General features: G+C 67.8%; 14 protein-coding genes. 8 read left to right on the top strand and 6 right to left on the bottom strand.

Annotation, left to right across the window (positions count from 1 at the left end):
- Positions 1-66: 66 nt before the first annotated feature.
- The 4 genes from ACXU4B_RS15710 to ACXU4B_RS15695 are packed head-to-tail and all read left to right on the top strand — an operon-like array spanning position 67 to position 2,475.
- Positions 67-768 (top strand): pseudouridine synthase, encoded by a 702-nt coding sequence (locus tag ACXU4B_RS15710; RefSeq protein ID WP_131410803.1) that lies wholly within the window; start codon positions 67-69, stop codon positions 766-768.
- A gap of 49 nt (positions 769-817) precedes the next feature.
- Positions 818-1,240: an alternative ribosome rescue aminoacyl-tRNA hydrolase ArfB gene (gene arfB / locus ACXU4B_RS15705; RefSeq protein ID WP_131410805.1), complete on the top strand. Its 423-nt coding sequence runs from the start codon at positions 818-820 to the stop codon at positions 1,238-1,240.
- Entirely contained in the window at positions 1,237-1,833 is a 597-nt protein-coding gene (locus ACXU4B_RS15700) for a 1-acyl-sn-glycerol-3-phosphate acyltransferase (protein WP_131410807.1), read from the top strand. Before arfB ends, ACXU4B_RS15700 begins: the two co-directional genes overlap by 4 nt.
- Before the next feature lie 6 nt (positions 1,834-1,839).
- Positions 1,840-2,475, top strand: coding sequence for a LysE family translocator (locus ACXU4B_RS15695; protein ID WP_131410809.1), 636 nt, complete (start codon positions 1,840-1,842; stop codon positions 2,473-2,475).
- Between the two features lie 24 nt (positions 2,476-2,499).
- On the opposite strand, the gene ACXU4B_RS15690 is transcribed toward ACXU4B_RS15695, so the two are convergent.
- Positions 2,500-3,540, bottom strand: coding sequence for a LysR family transcriptional regulator (locus ACXU4B_RS15690; RefSeq protein ID WP_131410811.1), 1,041 nt, complete (start codon positions 3,538-3,540; stop codon positions 2,500-2,502).
- Positions 3,541-3,663: 123 nt separating this feature from the next.
- Between ACXU4B_RS15690 and aceB the strand changes: the two genes are divergently transcribed.
- Both aceB and aceA read left to right on the top strand, forming a co-directional pair.
- Entirely contained in the window at positions 3,664-5,259 is a 1,596-nt protein-coding gene (aceB, locus tag ACXU4B_RS15685) for a malate synthase A (RefSeq protein ID WP_131410813.1), read from the top strand.
- 49 nt (positions 5,260-5,308) lie between these two features.
- Positions 5,309-6,613: an isocitrate lyase gene (gene aceA / locus ACXU4B_RS15680; protein WP_131410815.1), complete on the top strand. Its 1,305-nt coding sequence runs from the start codon at positions 5,309-5,311 to the stop codon at positions 6,611-6,613.
- Positions 6,614-6,728: 115 nt separating this feature from the next.
- On the opposite strand, the gene ACXU4B_RS15675 is transcribed toward aceA, so the two are convergent.
- The 3 genes from ACXU4B_RS15675 to ACXU4B_RS15665 all read right to left on the bottom strand — a co-directional run bounded on the left by ACXU4B_RS15675 (position 6,729) and on the right by ACXU4B_RS15665 (position 10,744).
- A complete protein-coding gene (locus ACXU4B_RS15675; RefSeq protein ID WP_131410817.1) occupies positions 6,729-8,516 on the bottom strand; it encodes a cation:proton antiporter in 1,788 nt (595 codons plus the stop codon).
- 316 nt (positions 8,517-8,832) lie between these two features.
- A complete protein-coding gene (locus tag ACXU4B_RS15670) occupies positions 8,833-10,332 on the bottom strand; it encodes a YifB family Mg chelatase-like AAA ATPase (protein ID WP_131410819.1) in 1,500 nt (499 codons plus the stop codon).
- 163 nt (positions 10,333-10,495) lie between these two features.
- Positions 10,496-10,744, bottom strand: coding sequence for an accessory factor UbiK family protein (locus ACXU4B_RS15665; protein WP_131410821.1), 249 nt, complete (start codon positions 10,742-10,744; stop codon positions 10,496-10,498).
- Positions 10,745-10,935: 191 nt separating this feature from the next.
- On the opposite strand from ACXU4B_RS15665, the gene glnK reads away from it, so the two are divergent.
- Positions 10,936-11,274 carry a P-II family nitrogen regulator gene (glnK, locus tag ACXU4B_RS15660; protein ID WP_131410823.1) on the top strand — a complete coding sequence of 113 codons (339 nt, stop codon included), beginning with the start codon at positions 10,936-10,938 and terminating at the stop codon, positions 11,272-11,274.
- Between the two features lie 7 nt (positions 11,275-11,281).
- Here glnK and ACXU4B_RS15655 read toward each other — a convergent pair whose 3' ends face one another.
- Together ACXU4B_RS15655 and gpmA are read right to left on the bottom strand one after the other, a co-directional pair.
- Positions 11,282-11,791: a DUF1453 domain-containing protein gene (locus ACXU4B_RS15655; RefSeq protein ID WP_338069392.1), complete on the bottom strand. Its 510-nt coding sequence runs from the start codon at positions 11,789-11,791 to the stop codon at positions 11,282-11,284.
- Positions 11,792-11,920: 129 nt separating this feature from the next.
- Positions 11,921-12,664: a 2,3-diphosphoglycerate-dependent phosphoglycerate mutase gene (gpmA, locus tag ACXU4B_RS15650; RefSeq protein ID WP_131410827.1), complete on the bottom strand. Its 744-nt coding sequence runs from the start codon at positions 12,662-12,664 to the stop codon at positions 11,921-11,923.
- A gap of 152 nt (positions 12,665-12,816) precedes the next feature.
- On the opposite strand from gpmA, the gene ACXU4B_RS15645 reads away from it, so the two are divergent.
- Positions 12,817-13,476 carry a DUF4097 family beta strand repeat-containing protein gene (locus ACXU4B_RS15645; protein ID WP_131410829.1) on the top strand — a complete coding sequence of 220 codons (660 nt, stop codon included), beginning with the start codon at positions 12,817-12,819 and terminating at the stop codon, positions 13,474-13,476.
- The last annotated feature ends 60 nt before the right edge of the window (positions 13,477-13,536 follow it).

The following is a 13,536-nucleotide window of genomic DNA, read 5'->3' as shown; positions in this document are numbered from 1 at the left end:
CCCGCCTGCGCGGGGATGACGCTACTGCCGAAGGGCGCAGCCCGTGCGCCTCCGCGAGTGCCCCGCATGCTCGACATCCTCTACCAAGACGACGCGCTGATCGCGGTGAACAAGCCGGCGGGTCTGGCCGTGCATCGCTCGAAGATGGTCGGCAACGCGGAAGAATTCCTCATCGACGTGCTGCGCGCGCAGGTCGGCGGCATCACCTATCTGGCGCACCGGCTCGATCGCGCCACCAGCGGCGTGCTGCTGATCGCGCGTTCCGCCGGGATCGCTGCCGCGCTGGGCGAGCAGTTCATGGGCCGCGACGTGCACAAGCAATACCTGGCCGTCGTGCGCGGCTGGCCGGAGCCGACCGAGGCACTGATCGACTACGCCCTGCCCGGCTCGCGCGAGACGGGCCCGCGCCGCGATGCGCGCACGTCCTATCGTCGCCTCGCCACGGTGGAGGTGCCGATCGCGCTTGGGCGCTATCCGCAGCAGCGCTATGCGCTGGTCATGGCCGAACCGGAAACCGGCCGCTTCCGCCAGATCCGCAAGCACATGGCGCACATCCATCACCCGGTCATTGGCGACTGCCAGCATGGCCGCGGCGACCACAATCGCCTGTACAAGCAGTACTTCGGTTGCCACCGCATGCTGCTGCACGCCTGGCGGCTGCGTTTCTCGCACCCGGTGACGGGCGCGCCGATGTGCATCGAGGCACCGCTCGACGCCGCCTACCAGGCCCTGCTCGAGCGTTTCGACTGGGCCCTGCCTGCAGGGTGACGCACTGCCGCATGACGGCTGGCCACGCGCGCCCGCTAAACTTCGCGCCATGCTCACCGTCAGCCGCTCCATCGTCCTGCCCGAGACCGAACTGACCGAGCGCTTCCTGCGTGCCGACGGTCCCGGCGGCCAGCACGTCAACCGCACCGAAAGCGCCGTGGAACTGCGCTTCGACGTGGCGCATTCGCCATCCCTGCCCGACCCCGTGCGCGAACGCCTGCTGGCGCGTCGCGACCGCCGCCTCACGGACGACGGCGTGCTGGTGATCCAGGCGCGCCGCTTCCGCGACCAGTCCCGCAACCGGGAGGATGCGCGCGAGCGCCTGGTCGAGGTCATCCGCGGCGCCCTGGTCGCGCCCAAGGCGCGGGTCGCCACCAAACCCACCCGCGGCTCGAAAGAGCGCCGCCTCGCCGGCAAGCAGCAGCGGGGCAAGATCAAACAAACGCGTTCGCGTGACTGGAGTCGTGAATGAGCACCCCGATGCTCCCCCCCACCCCGCCTGAAGCACCGAGGCTCAACAGCCGTTTCTGGCCCTGGCTGGCCCGGACACTGCTGCGCCTCAGCGGCTGGCGCCTGCTGGGCGAGCTGCCGAACCTGCCGAAGCTGATCCTGATCGGCGCGCCGCACTCGTCCTACTGGGACGGCTACTACGGCCTGCTGATGAAAATCGGCCTGGGCGTGGACATCAACATCATGGTCAAGCGTGAGGTGATGGACGGCCCGCTGGGCATCATCCTGCGCCCGATCGGCCTGATCCCGATCAACCGCAGCGCCGCGCTGAACGTCGTCGACCAGATGGTGCAGCGCTTCGCCGAAAAGGACCGCATGTGGCTGGGCATCACGCCCGAAGGCACGCGCAAGAAAGTCGTGCACTGGAAATCCGGCTTCCTGCGCATTGCCGAGAAGGCCAACGTGCCGATCCTGACCATCTTCATCGACTATCCCAGCAAGACCTTCACCTTCGGCCCGGTGGTGCATGCCACCGACGACCATGACGGGGACATGGCGAAGATCCGCGAAATGTTCACGCCGTACCGCGGCAAGCATCGCAACGCCAACGGATAAGCCGTGATGGCAGCGCTCGGCATCCAGCACTTCGACGCCTTCCTGCTCGCCTGCATCGCGCTGAACATGGCTCCGGGGCTGGATACGTTCTACATCCTCACCCGCAGCGGTCGCGAAGGTCGCGCGGTGGGCGTGGCGGCGGCGCTGGGCATCAACGCCGGCTGCATCGTGCACACGCTGGCGGCAGTGCTGGGCATTTCGGCGATCCTGATGACCTCGGCGATCGCCTTCAGCGCCTTGAAGTATCTCGGCGCCGCCTACCTCGCGTGGATCGGCCTGCGCATGCTGCTCACCCGCGGCAGCGCCCGCGAGGCGACGGTGACGCGCGGCAAGGGGCTCGCAGCGGCGTTTCGCCAGGGCATGCTCACCAACGTGCTCAATCCGAAGGTCGCGCTGTTCTTCCTCGCCTTCCTGCCGCAATTCGTGTCGATGCAGGCAATGCATCCGCAGCTCGGCTTGCTGGTGCTCGGGCTGAGCTTCATCGGCACCGGCACGTGCTGGTCGATGGTGCTGGCCCTGCTGGGCGGACACATCCACCACGTGCTGAAGACGCGTCCTCGCGTTGGCCAGTGGATGGATCGCCTGTGCGGGTTCGTACTTTTGGGCTTCGGCATCAAGCTGGCGCTGCAACGCCCACAATGACTTCGCCGGTTCCGGGCACGCCGCCTAGCGCTCGGAATGCCCTGAATCGTCGTAGTCGCGATGGGTCAGCAGACCCGGCCGCACCAGGTCCACGAAGGCGCGCGCCTCCGCGCTGAGGAACTTGCCCTTGCGCATCACCACGCCGTAGCTGCGCTGTGGGAAGTACTGTTTCATGTTGCGCACGGCCAGGCGCGAGCGATCGGCATCGGTGATGCAGATGCCGGTGACGATGGAGATGCCCAGGCCCATCGCCACGTATTCCTTGATCACATCCCAGCCGCCCACCTCGATCGCCACGTGGTAAGGCACCTGGCGCTGCTGGAACACCAGGTCCACCAGCCGGTAGGTGGACAGGCGCTGCGGCGGCAGGATCAGTCCATACGGCGACAGATCCTGCAGCGTCACCGTGGCCCGGGATGCCAGCGGATGGTCCGGCGGCGTGATCAGCATCGGGTCGTAGTGGTACACCGGCGCCCAGGCGATGTCGTTCGGCACGTCGAGCATCGAGCCCACCGCAAAATCCGCCTCGTCGGCGCGCAACAGCGCCAGGCCGTCCTTGCCGGTCACGTTGGCCAGCTGCAGCTGCACCTGCGGGAAGCGCTCGCGGTAGCGGCGCACGATGTCGGGCAGCAGGTACTGGATGGTGGAGCTGCCGGCCGCGATGGTGAGGCGGCCGCCCTGCAAGCCCTTTACCCGGGTCTGGAAGTCCCGGTCCAGGTTCTCCCAGCCCTCGACCAGCGGTCGCGCCAGCTCGTACAGGGCCTCGCCCGCATCGGTGAGGTTGATGCGGCGCCGCCGGCGCTCCAGCAGGTTCACGCCCAGCTCCCGTTCCAGCGCCTGCAGCTGCAGGCTCACCGTCGGCTGAGACAGGAACAAGGCCTCGGCGGCGCGGGTCAGCGTGCCCAGTTTCACGGTGTAGACGAAGGCCCGGATCTGCTTCTGGCGGTTGCCCTTGTAATAGAACCGACCCGCCTCGCTGGCGGCCGTCTCGTCGCCTTTTCGTCGCCGGGCAGGCTCCCGGCGAGTTTTTTTGGCCTTCTTGAGCGCTGGCGTAGTCGATTTCATGGCTTATCGCTCAATAGGTTGCGCATGACATTGAGAAAGACAATACCAAAAATTGAAACATTTGCTTTGTCAAAGCAATTCTCCGTGACCTAGTGTCATGCCATCGTCATCACGGAGATTCCCATGGCCGTCCCCAAGGAACGCATCCTCCCGTCGCCGGCCCAGCTCCAGGGCGACGTCGGGACTGAATACGGCACGATCCTCACCCCGGACGCACTGGCTTTCCTGGCCAGCCTGCATCGCCAGTTCGACGTCCGCCGCCGCGAACTGCTGGCGGCCCGCGAGGCGCGCCAGGCCCGCTACGACGCCGGCGAACTGCCCGACTTCCGCGCAGACACGCTCGCCATCCGCGAGAGCCAGTGGACCGTCGCTCCCATCCCGGCCGCCCTGCGCGACCGCCGCGTGGAGATCACCGGCCCGGTGGAGCGCAAGATGATCATCAACGCGCTCAATTCCGGCGCCAAGGTGTTCATGGCCGACTTCGAGGACTCCTCGGCGCCCACCTTCGCCAACCAGATCGACGGCCAGCTCAACCTGCGCGACGCGGTGAACGGCTCGATCGAGTACACCTCGCCCGAGGGCAAGCCCTACCGCGTCAATGCCAATCCCGCCGTGCTGGTGGTGCGCCCGCGCGGCTGGCACCTGCCGGAGCGCCATATCACCGTCGACGGCGAACCGATGGCCGGCGCCCTGGTCGACTTTGGCCTGTTCGCCTTCCACAACGCGCGCCAGCTGCAGGGGCGCGACCGTGGCCCGTACTTCTACCTACCCAAGCTGCAGGCGATGGAAGAGGCTGCGCTGTGGAACGAGGTGATGGCCAGCGCCGAAGCCGAGCTCGACCTGCCGCCCGACTGCATGAAGGCCACCGTGCTGATCGAGACGCTGCCGGCGGTGTTCCAGATGCACGAGATCCTGCACGCCTTGCGCGGTCGCGTGGTCGGCCTCAACTGCGGCCGCTGGGATTACATCTTTTCCTACCTCAAGACTTTCCGCGCGCATCGCGACCGGCTGCTGCCCGACCGCGGCCAGGTGCTGATGACGGTGCCGTTCCTGAAGGTCTATTCGGAGCTGCTGATCCAGACCTGCCATCGCCGCGGCGCCTTTGCGATGGGCGGCATGGCCGCGCAGATCCCGATCAAGGGCGACGAAGCCGCCAACGAGGCCGCGCTGGCCAAGGTGCGCGCCGACAAGCTGCGCGAAGTGCAGGCCGGCCACGACGGCACCTGGGTCGCGCACCCGGCGCTGGTGCCGGTGGCACAGGAAGTGTTCGACCGCTACATGCCCTCGCCCAACCAGCTGGGCGTGATGCGCGCCGACGTCTGCGCCACGCGCGACCAGCTGATCGCGCCCTGCTCCGGCTCGATCAGCCGCGCCGGCTTCGACAACAACGTGGAAGTCGCGCTGCGCTACACGGCCTCGTGGCTGGACGGCCAGGGCTGCGTGCCGATCCACCACCTGATGGAGGACGCCGCCACGGCGGAGATCGCGCGCGCCCAGTTGTGGCAGTGGCTGCACCGGGGGCCGCTGGAATTCACCGACCACGCGCCCATCGACTTCGCTCTGTTCGACCACGCCCTGGCCACGCACACGCACCGCCTGATCGAAAGCGGCGCCCCCACCGCGGCCCGCGCCGAGCAGGCGGCTGCCCTGCTCCGGCAACTCACCCACGCCGACGAACTCGGCGACTTCCTCACCCTGGCCGCCTACGCGCAGCTCTGACCTTCAACCACGTTGCATTGACGCATCACGGATACGCAGGAGACATGCCATGAAGACCACGCTGCCCACCGCCGACCAGCTTGCCCTCGACTGGGCGAACAACCCCCGCTGGAACGGCATCCAGCGCAACTACAGCGCCGACGACGTGGCACGCCTGCGCGGCACCGTGGCGGTGGAACACACGCTTGCCCGCCGCGGCGCCGAGCGCCTGTGGACGTCGCTGCACAAGGAAACCTTCGTCAATGCGCTGGGCGCGCTGACCGGCAACCAGGCCATGCAGCAGGTGAAGGCCGGCCTGCAGGCGATCTATCTCAGCGGCTGGCAGGTGGCCGCCGATGCCAACCTTGCCGGCGAAATGTACCCGGACCAGTCGCTGTATCCGGCCAACTCGGTGCCGCAGGTGGTCAAGCGCATCAACAACACGCTGCTGCGCGCCGACCAGCTGCACCACGCCGAAGGCCAGAACGACATCGACTGGATGGTGCCGATCGTGGCCGATGCCGAAGCGGGTTTCGGCGGTGTGCTCAACGCGTTTGAACTGATGAAGGCGATGATCGAGGCCGGCGCCGCCGGCGTGCACTTCGAAGACCAGCTCGCCTCGGTGAAGAAGTGCGGCCACATGGGCGGCAAGGTGCTGGTCCCCACGCGCGAAGCGGTGGACAAGCTCAATGCCGCGCGCCTCGCCGCCGACGTGCTGGGCGTGCCCACGCTGATCGTGGCGCGCACCGATGCAGATGCTGCCGACCTGCTCACTTCCGACATCGACGCCAACGACCAGCCGTTCGTCACCGGCGAGCGCACGGTGGAAGGTTTCTACCGCGTGCGCCCGGGCCTGGACCAGGCCATCAGCCGCGGACTCGCCTACGCGCCCTACGCCGATCTCGTGTGGTGCGAGACCAGCAAGCCGAACCTGGACGAAGCGCGCAGGTTCGCCGAAGCCATCCACGCGAAATATCCGGGCAAGCTGCTCGCCTACAACTGCTCGCCCAGCTTCAACTGGAAGAAGAACCTCGACGACGCGACCATCGCGACCTTCCAGAAGGAACTCGGCGCAATGGGCTACAAGTTCCAGTTCATCACCCTCGCCGGCTTCCACAGCCTCAACTACGGCATGTTCGACCTCGCTTACGGGTATGCTCGTCGCCAGATGAGCGCGTTCGTGGAGCTGCAGGAGAAGGAATTCGCCGCCGCCGAGCGTGGCTTCACCGCGGTGAAGCATCAGCGCGAGGTGGGCACGGGTTACTTCGATGCGGTGACGCAGGCCATCCAGCAGGGCCAGTCGTCCACCACCGCGCTCAAGGGCTCCACCGAAGAGGCCCAGTTCCACGCCTCGCGCCAGGCCAGCGCTGCCTGACGATGTGATCCTCGTTGCGTGAGCCGGCACGGACGCCGGCGCGTGCGCGGAGAGTGCGGCCCTGTCCGGCACTCTCCGCGTGCGCCACGCAGGGAATGCGATTCCATATGGACGGCTAAACGTTTTCTGGCGGCACCAGCACGATCACGGTCCAGCCCGCGCGCGGCTCCAGCTCCCGCTTCACCGATGCCACGCGCAGCGCACCCTTTTCCTCCACGCCAAACAGCAACACCGCTGTCGATCCATACTGCTCGATGAAATGCGGCCAGTCGAAGGTCGGCGTCAGCCGGGTCGACTTGATACGCCAGCCCAGCGCGAGGCGTTCGACGAAGCGTTCATGCGTCAGGTCCTCGCCAAACAACACCGGCGCCAGCAGGTAGCCACCCAACTGGATGCGGCCGCTGCCTTCCTGCGGCTCTTCGTTTTTCAGTCGATAGACCCGTGCCCGTCCGAATTCCTCCCGGTAGTACACGCAGGCCAGCGCGTTGCGTTCGCGGTGGGGTGACATCGCAAGCAGGCGCCCGATGCCGCTGAGGTCGAGATGGCGCTCCGCGTAGGCCGTGGCCGGATGACCGTAGAACGTGGGCAGTCCCTCCATGCGTGCCCGCCGGATGCCCTCCCACTGTTCGTCGGCCACGAGGACGCGAAAGCCCGCTTCCAGCAGCGCCGACGCCACCACGCGCGCGACGGCGTCGGCCCCGTAGATGAGCACGCCGTTTGGCTCGGGCTCGGCCACCTTCAGCCAGCGCGCCAGCGGCCTCGCGGTAGCGCTCTGCAACACCACCGTGCCGATGATCAGGATGAACACCAGCGGCACCAGCTTCTCAGCGCCGGGCAGGCCGAGCGTGGCCAGGCGCAAGGCGAACAGCGCCGAAACCGCCGCCGCCACGATGCCGCGCGGCGCCACCCACGCGATCAGCGCGCGCTCGCGCCAGGTCAGCGCGCTGCCGATGCTGGCGATGGCCACCGTCACCGGCCGCACCACCAACTGGGCGGCGACGAGAATCGCGAGTCCCGACCACAACACGCCGTCGGGCAGCGGCCAGTGCAGGCGCGCCGCCAGCAGGATGAACAGCACGGACACCAGCAGCGTGGTGAGGTTTTCCTTGAAGTCGAGGATGTCGTCGATGTGCACGCCACGCATGTTGCCCAGCGCAATGCCCATCACCGTCACCGCCAGCAGACCCGACTCCTGGGCGACGAGGTTGGCCAGCGACAGCGCCAGCAGCACCGCCACCAGCGTGCCGTAGTTCTGCAGGTATTCGGGAATCATCTGCCGGCGCAACAGGAAGGCGAGTGCCCACGCGGCGACCAGGCCGATCAGGGTGCCGCAGGCCAGCACGGTGAAGAACACGCCGATGGTGTGTCCCTGCTGGCGCGACACGATCGCCTCGTACACCAGCACGGCGAACAATGCGCCGAGCGGATCGATCACGATGCCTTCCCAGCGCAGCGTATTGGCGATGCGCGCATTCGGCCGCACCGTGCGCAGGATCGGGGCGATCACCGTGGGGCCGGTGACGCAGGTCAGCGCACCGAACAGCAGTGACACCTCCCAGCTCAGCCCGGCCAGGTAATGCGCCGCCACGGCCAGCAGCAGCACGGCGATCACCGCGCCATAGGTCACCAGCCCGCGCACTACGCTGCCGATGCCCGGCAGTTCGCTGAAGCGCAAGGTCAGGCTGCCTTCGAACAGGATCAGCGCCACCGCGAGCGACACCATCGGAAACAGCAGCGGGCCGAGCAGCTTGTCCGGCTGGATCTCTCCCACCACCGGGCCCAGCACGATGCCGGCCACCAGCAGGAACAGGATCGCCGGCAATCGCACCCGCCAGGCCAGCCACTGGGCCAGGAAGCCGACGCCGAGCATGGCCACCAGCAGCAAGCCGAGATCCGCCGACATGCACGATCCTTCGAGCCGTTGCGACAGGGGTATCGGAGCACGCCCGCGCCGACGCCGTCCACCGGACGCTGATCGGAGCCATACAGGGGGGGCCGAAGGGGAGGCCGGGCCCCGGTATCGGACGGGGGAGGGGGAGGGGGGTACCGATACCGGGCCGGCGGGCTGAGTTCATTTGCGAACTAGCGGGTACAGATAATACCCGGGGCCGGGCACAAGTCAATACTCTTTAGTACAAAAATTACCCCGAGCGCCCGCCCGACCGGAACTGGCTGACCCCGAGCGTCCCGGGCCGTGGCCATCGGCACGGTCAACGCCCTCAGAAACGCCGGTAGGTCAGGGCTTCGGCCAGGTGCGTGCGGTCCAGCAAGGCTGCCCCGCCGTCCAGATCGGCGATGGTGCGGGCGACCCGCAAGGTGCGGTGATAGGCGCGCGCAGACAGGCCCAGCCGCTCCAGCGCCGCATCGAACCAGCGCCGCTCGGCCGACCCCAGCGCGCAATCGCGCTCCAGTTCGCGCGTGCTGATGTCCGCATTGGGCCGACCCGCCCGCATCAGCCCATGTTGCCGGGCACGGATCACGCGCGCCCGCACCGTGGCGGTATCTTCGTCATGTTCGCCGCGCGCGGCGCCCAGCTCGCCCAGTGGCACCGGTGGCACTTCCACCCCCAGGTCGATGCGGTCGAACAGCGGGCCGGAGATGCGGGCCCGATACCGCTGGACCTGGTCGGGCGTGCAGCGACAGGCATGCCGTGCATCGCCGGCATAGCCGCAGGGGCAGGGATTCATCGCCGCCACCAGCTGGAACTGGGCAGGAAAGGTCGACTGGCGTGCCGCCCGGGAAATGACGATATGCCCCGACTCCATCGGCTCGCGCAGCACGTCCAGCACATGCCTGCCAAATTCGGGCAGCTCGTCGAGGAACAGCACGCCGTTGTGCGCCAGCGAGATTTCACCCGGCCGCGGTACCGAACCCCCGCCCACCAGCGCCACCGCCGAGGTGGTGTGGTGCGGGGCCCGGAACGGACGCCTGCGCCAGCGCGCCGGGTCCAGCGGGTGGCCGGCGACCGATCGCACGGCGCAAGTTTCCAACGCCTCCGATTCGCTCAGCGGCGGCAGAATGCCCGGCAGGCGCTCCGCCAGCATGGTCTTGCCGGTACCCGGCGGTCCGGCCAGCAAGAGGTGATGGCCCCCGGTGGCGGCTATCTCCAGCGCGCGGCGGGCCTGCCGCTGGCCACGCACGTCGGCGAGGTCCGGACCACCCGGCTCGTCGCCCAAGTCGGTGGCTTCGGTCGGCAGGGAGAGGTCCTGTGCCCCGCGCAGCCAGCCGCAAACCTCGGCCAGGGTGTCAGCCACCAGCACGTCGGCGTCGGAGACGAGCGCAGCTTCAGCCGCATTGGCGCGGGGCACCACCACGCGCCGACCACGCGCCCGGGCGCGCAACAGGGCCGGCAACACGCCCGACACGCCCCGCAGTGCGCCCGACAGCGCCAGTTCGCCGAGGAATTCGCAGTCATCGAGCTTTTCCCGCGGCACCTGGCCACCCGCGGCAAGGATGCCCAGCGCGATGGCCAGGTCGAAGCGCCCGCCGTCCTTGGGCAGCTCCGCCGGCGCGAGGTTTACCGTCACCTTGCGGTTGGGATATTCGAAGGCCGTGTTCTGGATGGCCACGCGCACACGGTCGCGCGCCTCGCGGACGGCCGCCTCGGGCAAACCCACGATATTGGTGGCAGGCAGGCCGCCGGAAAGATGGACCTCCACCATGACCTGCGGCGCCGCAACCCCTTCCTGGGCGCGGCTGAGCGTGACCGCGAGACTCATGGGGCCGGGGCGTGGCGATCGGGACGGGAGCGGCTGCCAGCTTGGAACACGGAGCAACTCCCACTAGCGGCCTGCGGTGAAAATAGCCGCCCCCGATCGCTTCTCGGGGTGAGGGTGACAGATCGGGGGCGGCTCCCGGGACGTGGGCCCGCGCCAAGCCCCGTCAGGTGGCTGCGCCGGCCTCGAGATCTGCGATTCGCTTCTCCAGCGCCTCGACTTTGGCGCGGGTACGCGCCAGCACCTGGCTCTGGACTTCAAACTCCTCGCGGGTGACTAGGTCAAGGCGGCGCAATCCCTGCGCCAGGACATCGCTGAAGTTGGTGCGCAAATCCTGATGCGCCTGAGCCAATCCTGGCGGAACCAACGAAACAAGACGCTGGGCAAGCTGATCGATATCCTGCCTATCCATCATGGATAGCACCTCGAACTCGTCGTGAAGGAGTGTAGGTTCATGTCCATCAGCGCCACCATCGGCTTGCTCCGCTTCGAAATGTAGGCATTGTCCTACACGGATGGGGAGCAGGCGACAGCCCGGGGCGCGACAGGCAAAATGAGCGCATGGCGGCGCGCCGGTGCCGCGCCCCTGGATCCCGAGGAATTTCCATGAAGCTGGTGGTTGCGGTCATCAAGCCGTTCAAGCTGGACGATGTGCGCGAGGCGCTGGCCGACGTGGGCGTGCAGGGCATCACCGTCACCGAGGTGAAGGGGTTTGGCCGTCAGAAGGGTCATACCGAGCTCTACCGCGGCGCCGAGTACGTGGTGGACTTCCTGCCGAAGATCAAGCTGGAGGTGGCCGTGGCCGACGACCAGCTCGAGCGCGTGGTCGAAGCCATCCAGCAGTCGGCGCGGACCGGCAAGATCGGCGACGGCAAGATTTTCGTGAGCTCGCTGGAACAGGTCATCCGCATCCGCACCGGCGAACTGGACAACGACGCGCTCTGAACCGTGGTCAGGGCGCTGCCTGGGCGCGCTCGAAGCGGCGGTGATGGATCAGCAGGCCGCTGAAATAGGCGATGTAGTAGCCGACCATCAGGCCAATAATGACCAGGGTCAGCGGACTGTTGCCAAAAGCCGGCGCGCCGCCTGCCATCGCCGCGTCCTGCGTCTGCGGCATCAGCACCATGAAGCGCCAGCCAAGGCGCGCTAGCAGCAGCACGCTGAGCAGGCCGCCGATCCAGGGACTGGGGATATAGGCGTCCGCGCCGTCGGCATCGCGCTCGAAGCGCGTCAGGCGCAGGCCGACCAGACCCAGCACCGCGCCAGCCATGACGCCAGCGAGCAAGCCCTCCAGCACGCGTGGGTTGTGCCACGCGCCCCATGCCAGCAGGCCGCCAATGACGCTGAAGATGGCGATACGACCGAGCATCCTGTTGCGCCGGATCGGCTGGCGGCCAAAGGTGCCGTGCACGCGACGCCAGACGGCAAACGCCATCAGCGGCAGCATGATGAAGGGAACCACGCTCGGAGCCATCGGCCATCACTCGCCAGGGATGAAGCCTGCAGCTTATCGGGACCTGCGCACGCCGGCGACTGACGCCGCGCAGCCGTCGCGGGTGACGCCTGTCACCCGCGCTGCGTGGAAGCAGACTTACCTGGCCTTGCCCTGGTTGGCCACGGCGGCCATTTTTGCGGCGATGGCCGCCGCATCGCCCAGGTAGTAATGGCGCAGCGGCTTGAGGTCGGCGTCGAACTCGTACACCAGCGGCACGCCGTTGGGGATGTTCAGCTCGACGATCTCCTCGTCGGACATATGGTCCAGGTACTTCACCAGCGCGCGCAGCGAGTTGCCGTGCGCGGCCACCACCACGCGCTGGCCGTCGCGGATGGCCGGCGCCAGCACGTCGTGCCAGTACGGCATCACGCGCGCCACCGTGTCCTTGAGGCACTCGGTGTCGGGAATGAGCGCCGGGTCGAGCAGCGCATAGCGCGGATCGGTCACCGATTCATTGGCGGCGCGGTCGAGCGGCGGCGGCGGGATGTCATAGCTGCGGCGCCACACCTTGACCTGGTCCTCGCCGTACCGGGCCGCCGTTTCGGCCTTGTTGAGACCGGTGAGGGCACCGTAGTGGCGTTCGTTGAGACGCCAGTCGGTGACCACCGGAATCCACATCAGCCCCATGGCGTCCTGCACGCCCCACAGGGTGCGGACCGCGCGCTTTAGCACCGAGGTGTGCGCGACGTCGAAGGTGTAGCCTTCGGCCTTGAGCAGGCGACCCGCCTCGGCGGCCTCGGCCACGCCCTGGTCGGTGAGATCCACGTCGGCCCAGCCGCTGAAGCGGTTGTCGAGGTTCCACTGGGACTGGCCGTGACGGATGAGTACGAGCTTGTACATGGCAGGGATTCGCGGCGGGAAACCTGAAATGGTGAGGCCCGGCCCCGGGCCCGTCAAATGGCGCGGGCTGGGCGCCCCTGTCATTGGTCATGCTAAACCCGGCGGCGCGCCGGAGCATCCTACCGGGGGTCAACCCTTACACGGAGTTCGTCATGCGCTTCAACCTGCTTACGCTGGGCCTCGCCCTGGCCCTCCCGCTGACCACGCTGGCGGCGGACAACGATATCGACAAGGTCAACGGCAGTGTGCACGTCGACGCCGGCCAGCGCGCCGGCAATGTCAGCACCGTCAATGGCGCGGTGCATATCGGCGACAACGCCGTGGTGCAGAAGGCCAGCACGGTGAACGGTTCGGTGGAGATGGGCGACCGCGCCCAGGCCACCGCCGTCGACACCGTCAACGGCTCGGTGACGCTGGGCTCGAGCGGCCGCATCAGCGGCGCGGTCGACACCACCAATGGCGCCATCCGCCTGGCCAGGGGCGCGGACGTGGCCGGCAAGGTCGGCAACGTCAACGGCTCCATCTCGCTGGACGGTGCACACGTGGCCGGCGGCATCCAGACGGTGAGCGGCGACATCAACGTGGGCGCCAACTCGCGCGTGGAAGGCGGCATCCTGGTCGACAAGCCGGGCGGCTGGTTCAACTGGAGCAACAGCCATCCGCCGCATGTCGTGATCGGTCCCCACGCCGTGGTGCAGGGCACGCTGGAGTTCCGTCGCGAGGTGGTGCTGCAGGTCAGCGACACCGCGCAGATCGGTGCCGTGAAGGGCGCTACGCCGGTGAAGTTCAGCGGCGATGCGCCGACCCAGTAACGAGCAAGGAGCGAGCAGTGAGGAGTGAGTAGAGCAAGGAAAAGCGGGACATCGCTGCTC

Source organism: Dyella soli, from assembly GCF_054482295.1.
The sequence above is the reverse complement of the archived record's forward strand: the minus strand, read 5'-3'. Positions and strand labels throughout refer to the sequence as shown.

Coding starts and splice junctions, on each gene's coding strand:
- ACXU4B_RS15695 (WP_131410809.1), top strand. CDS start 1,840: ATGGCAGCGCTCGGCATCCAGCACTTCGACGCCTTCCTGCTCGCCTGC.
- ACXU4B_RS15700 (WP_131410807.1), top strand. CDS start 1,237: ATGAGCACCCCGATGCTCCCCCCCACCCCGCCTGAAGCACCGAGGCTC.
- ACXU4B_RS15710 (WP_131410803.1), top strand. CDS start 67: ATGCTCGACATCCTCTACCAAGACGACGCGCTGATCGCGGTGAACAAG.
- aceB (WP_131410813.1), top strand. CDS start 3,664: ATGGCCGTCCCCAAGGAACGCATCCTCCCGTCGCCGGCCCAGCTCCAG.
- gpmA (WP_131410827.1), bottom strand. CDS start 12,664: ATGTACAAGCTCGTACTCATCCGTCACGGCCAGTCCCAGTGGAACCTC.
- glnK (WP_131410823.1), top strand. CDS start 10,936: ATGAAGCTGGTGGTTGCGGTCATCAAGCCGTTCAAGCTGGACGATGTG.
- ACXU4B_RS15665 (WP_131410821.1), bottom strand. CDS start 10,744: ATGATGGATAGGCAGGATATCGATCAGCTTGCCCAGCGTCTTGTTTCG.
- ACXU4B_RS15675 (WP_131410817.1), bottom strand. CDS start 8,516: ATGTCGGCGGATCTCGGCTTGCTGCTGGTGGCCATGCTCGGCGTCGGC.
- arfB (WP_131410805.1), top strand. CDS start 818: ATGCTCACCGTCAGCCGCTCCATCGTCCTGCCCGAGACCGAACTGACC.
- ACXU4B_RS15645 (WP_131410829.1), top strand. CDS start 12,817: ATGCGCTTCAACCTGCTTACGCTGGGCCTCGCCCTGGCCCTCCCGCTG.
- ACXU4B_RS15690 (WP_131410811.1), bottom strand. CDS start 3,540: ATGAAATCGACTACGCCAGCGCTCAAGAAGGCCAAAAAAACTCGCCGG.
- aceA (WP_131410815.1), top strand. CDS start 5,309: ATGAAGACCACGCTGCCCACCGCCGACCAGCTTGCCCTCGACTGGGCG.
- ACXU4B_RS15670 (WP_131410819.1), bottom strand. CDS start 10,332: ATGAGTCTCGCGGTCACGCTCAGCCGCGCCCAGGAAGGGGTTGCGGCG.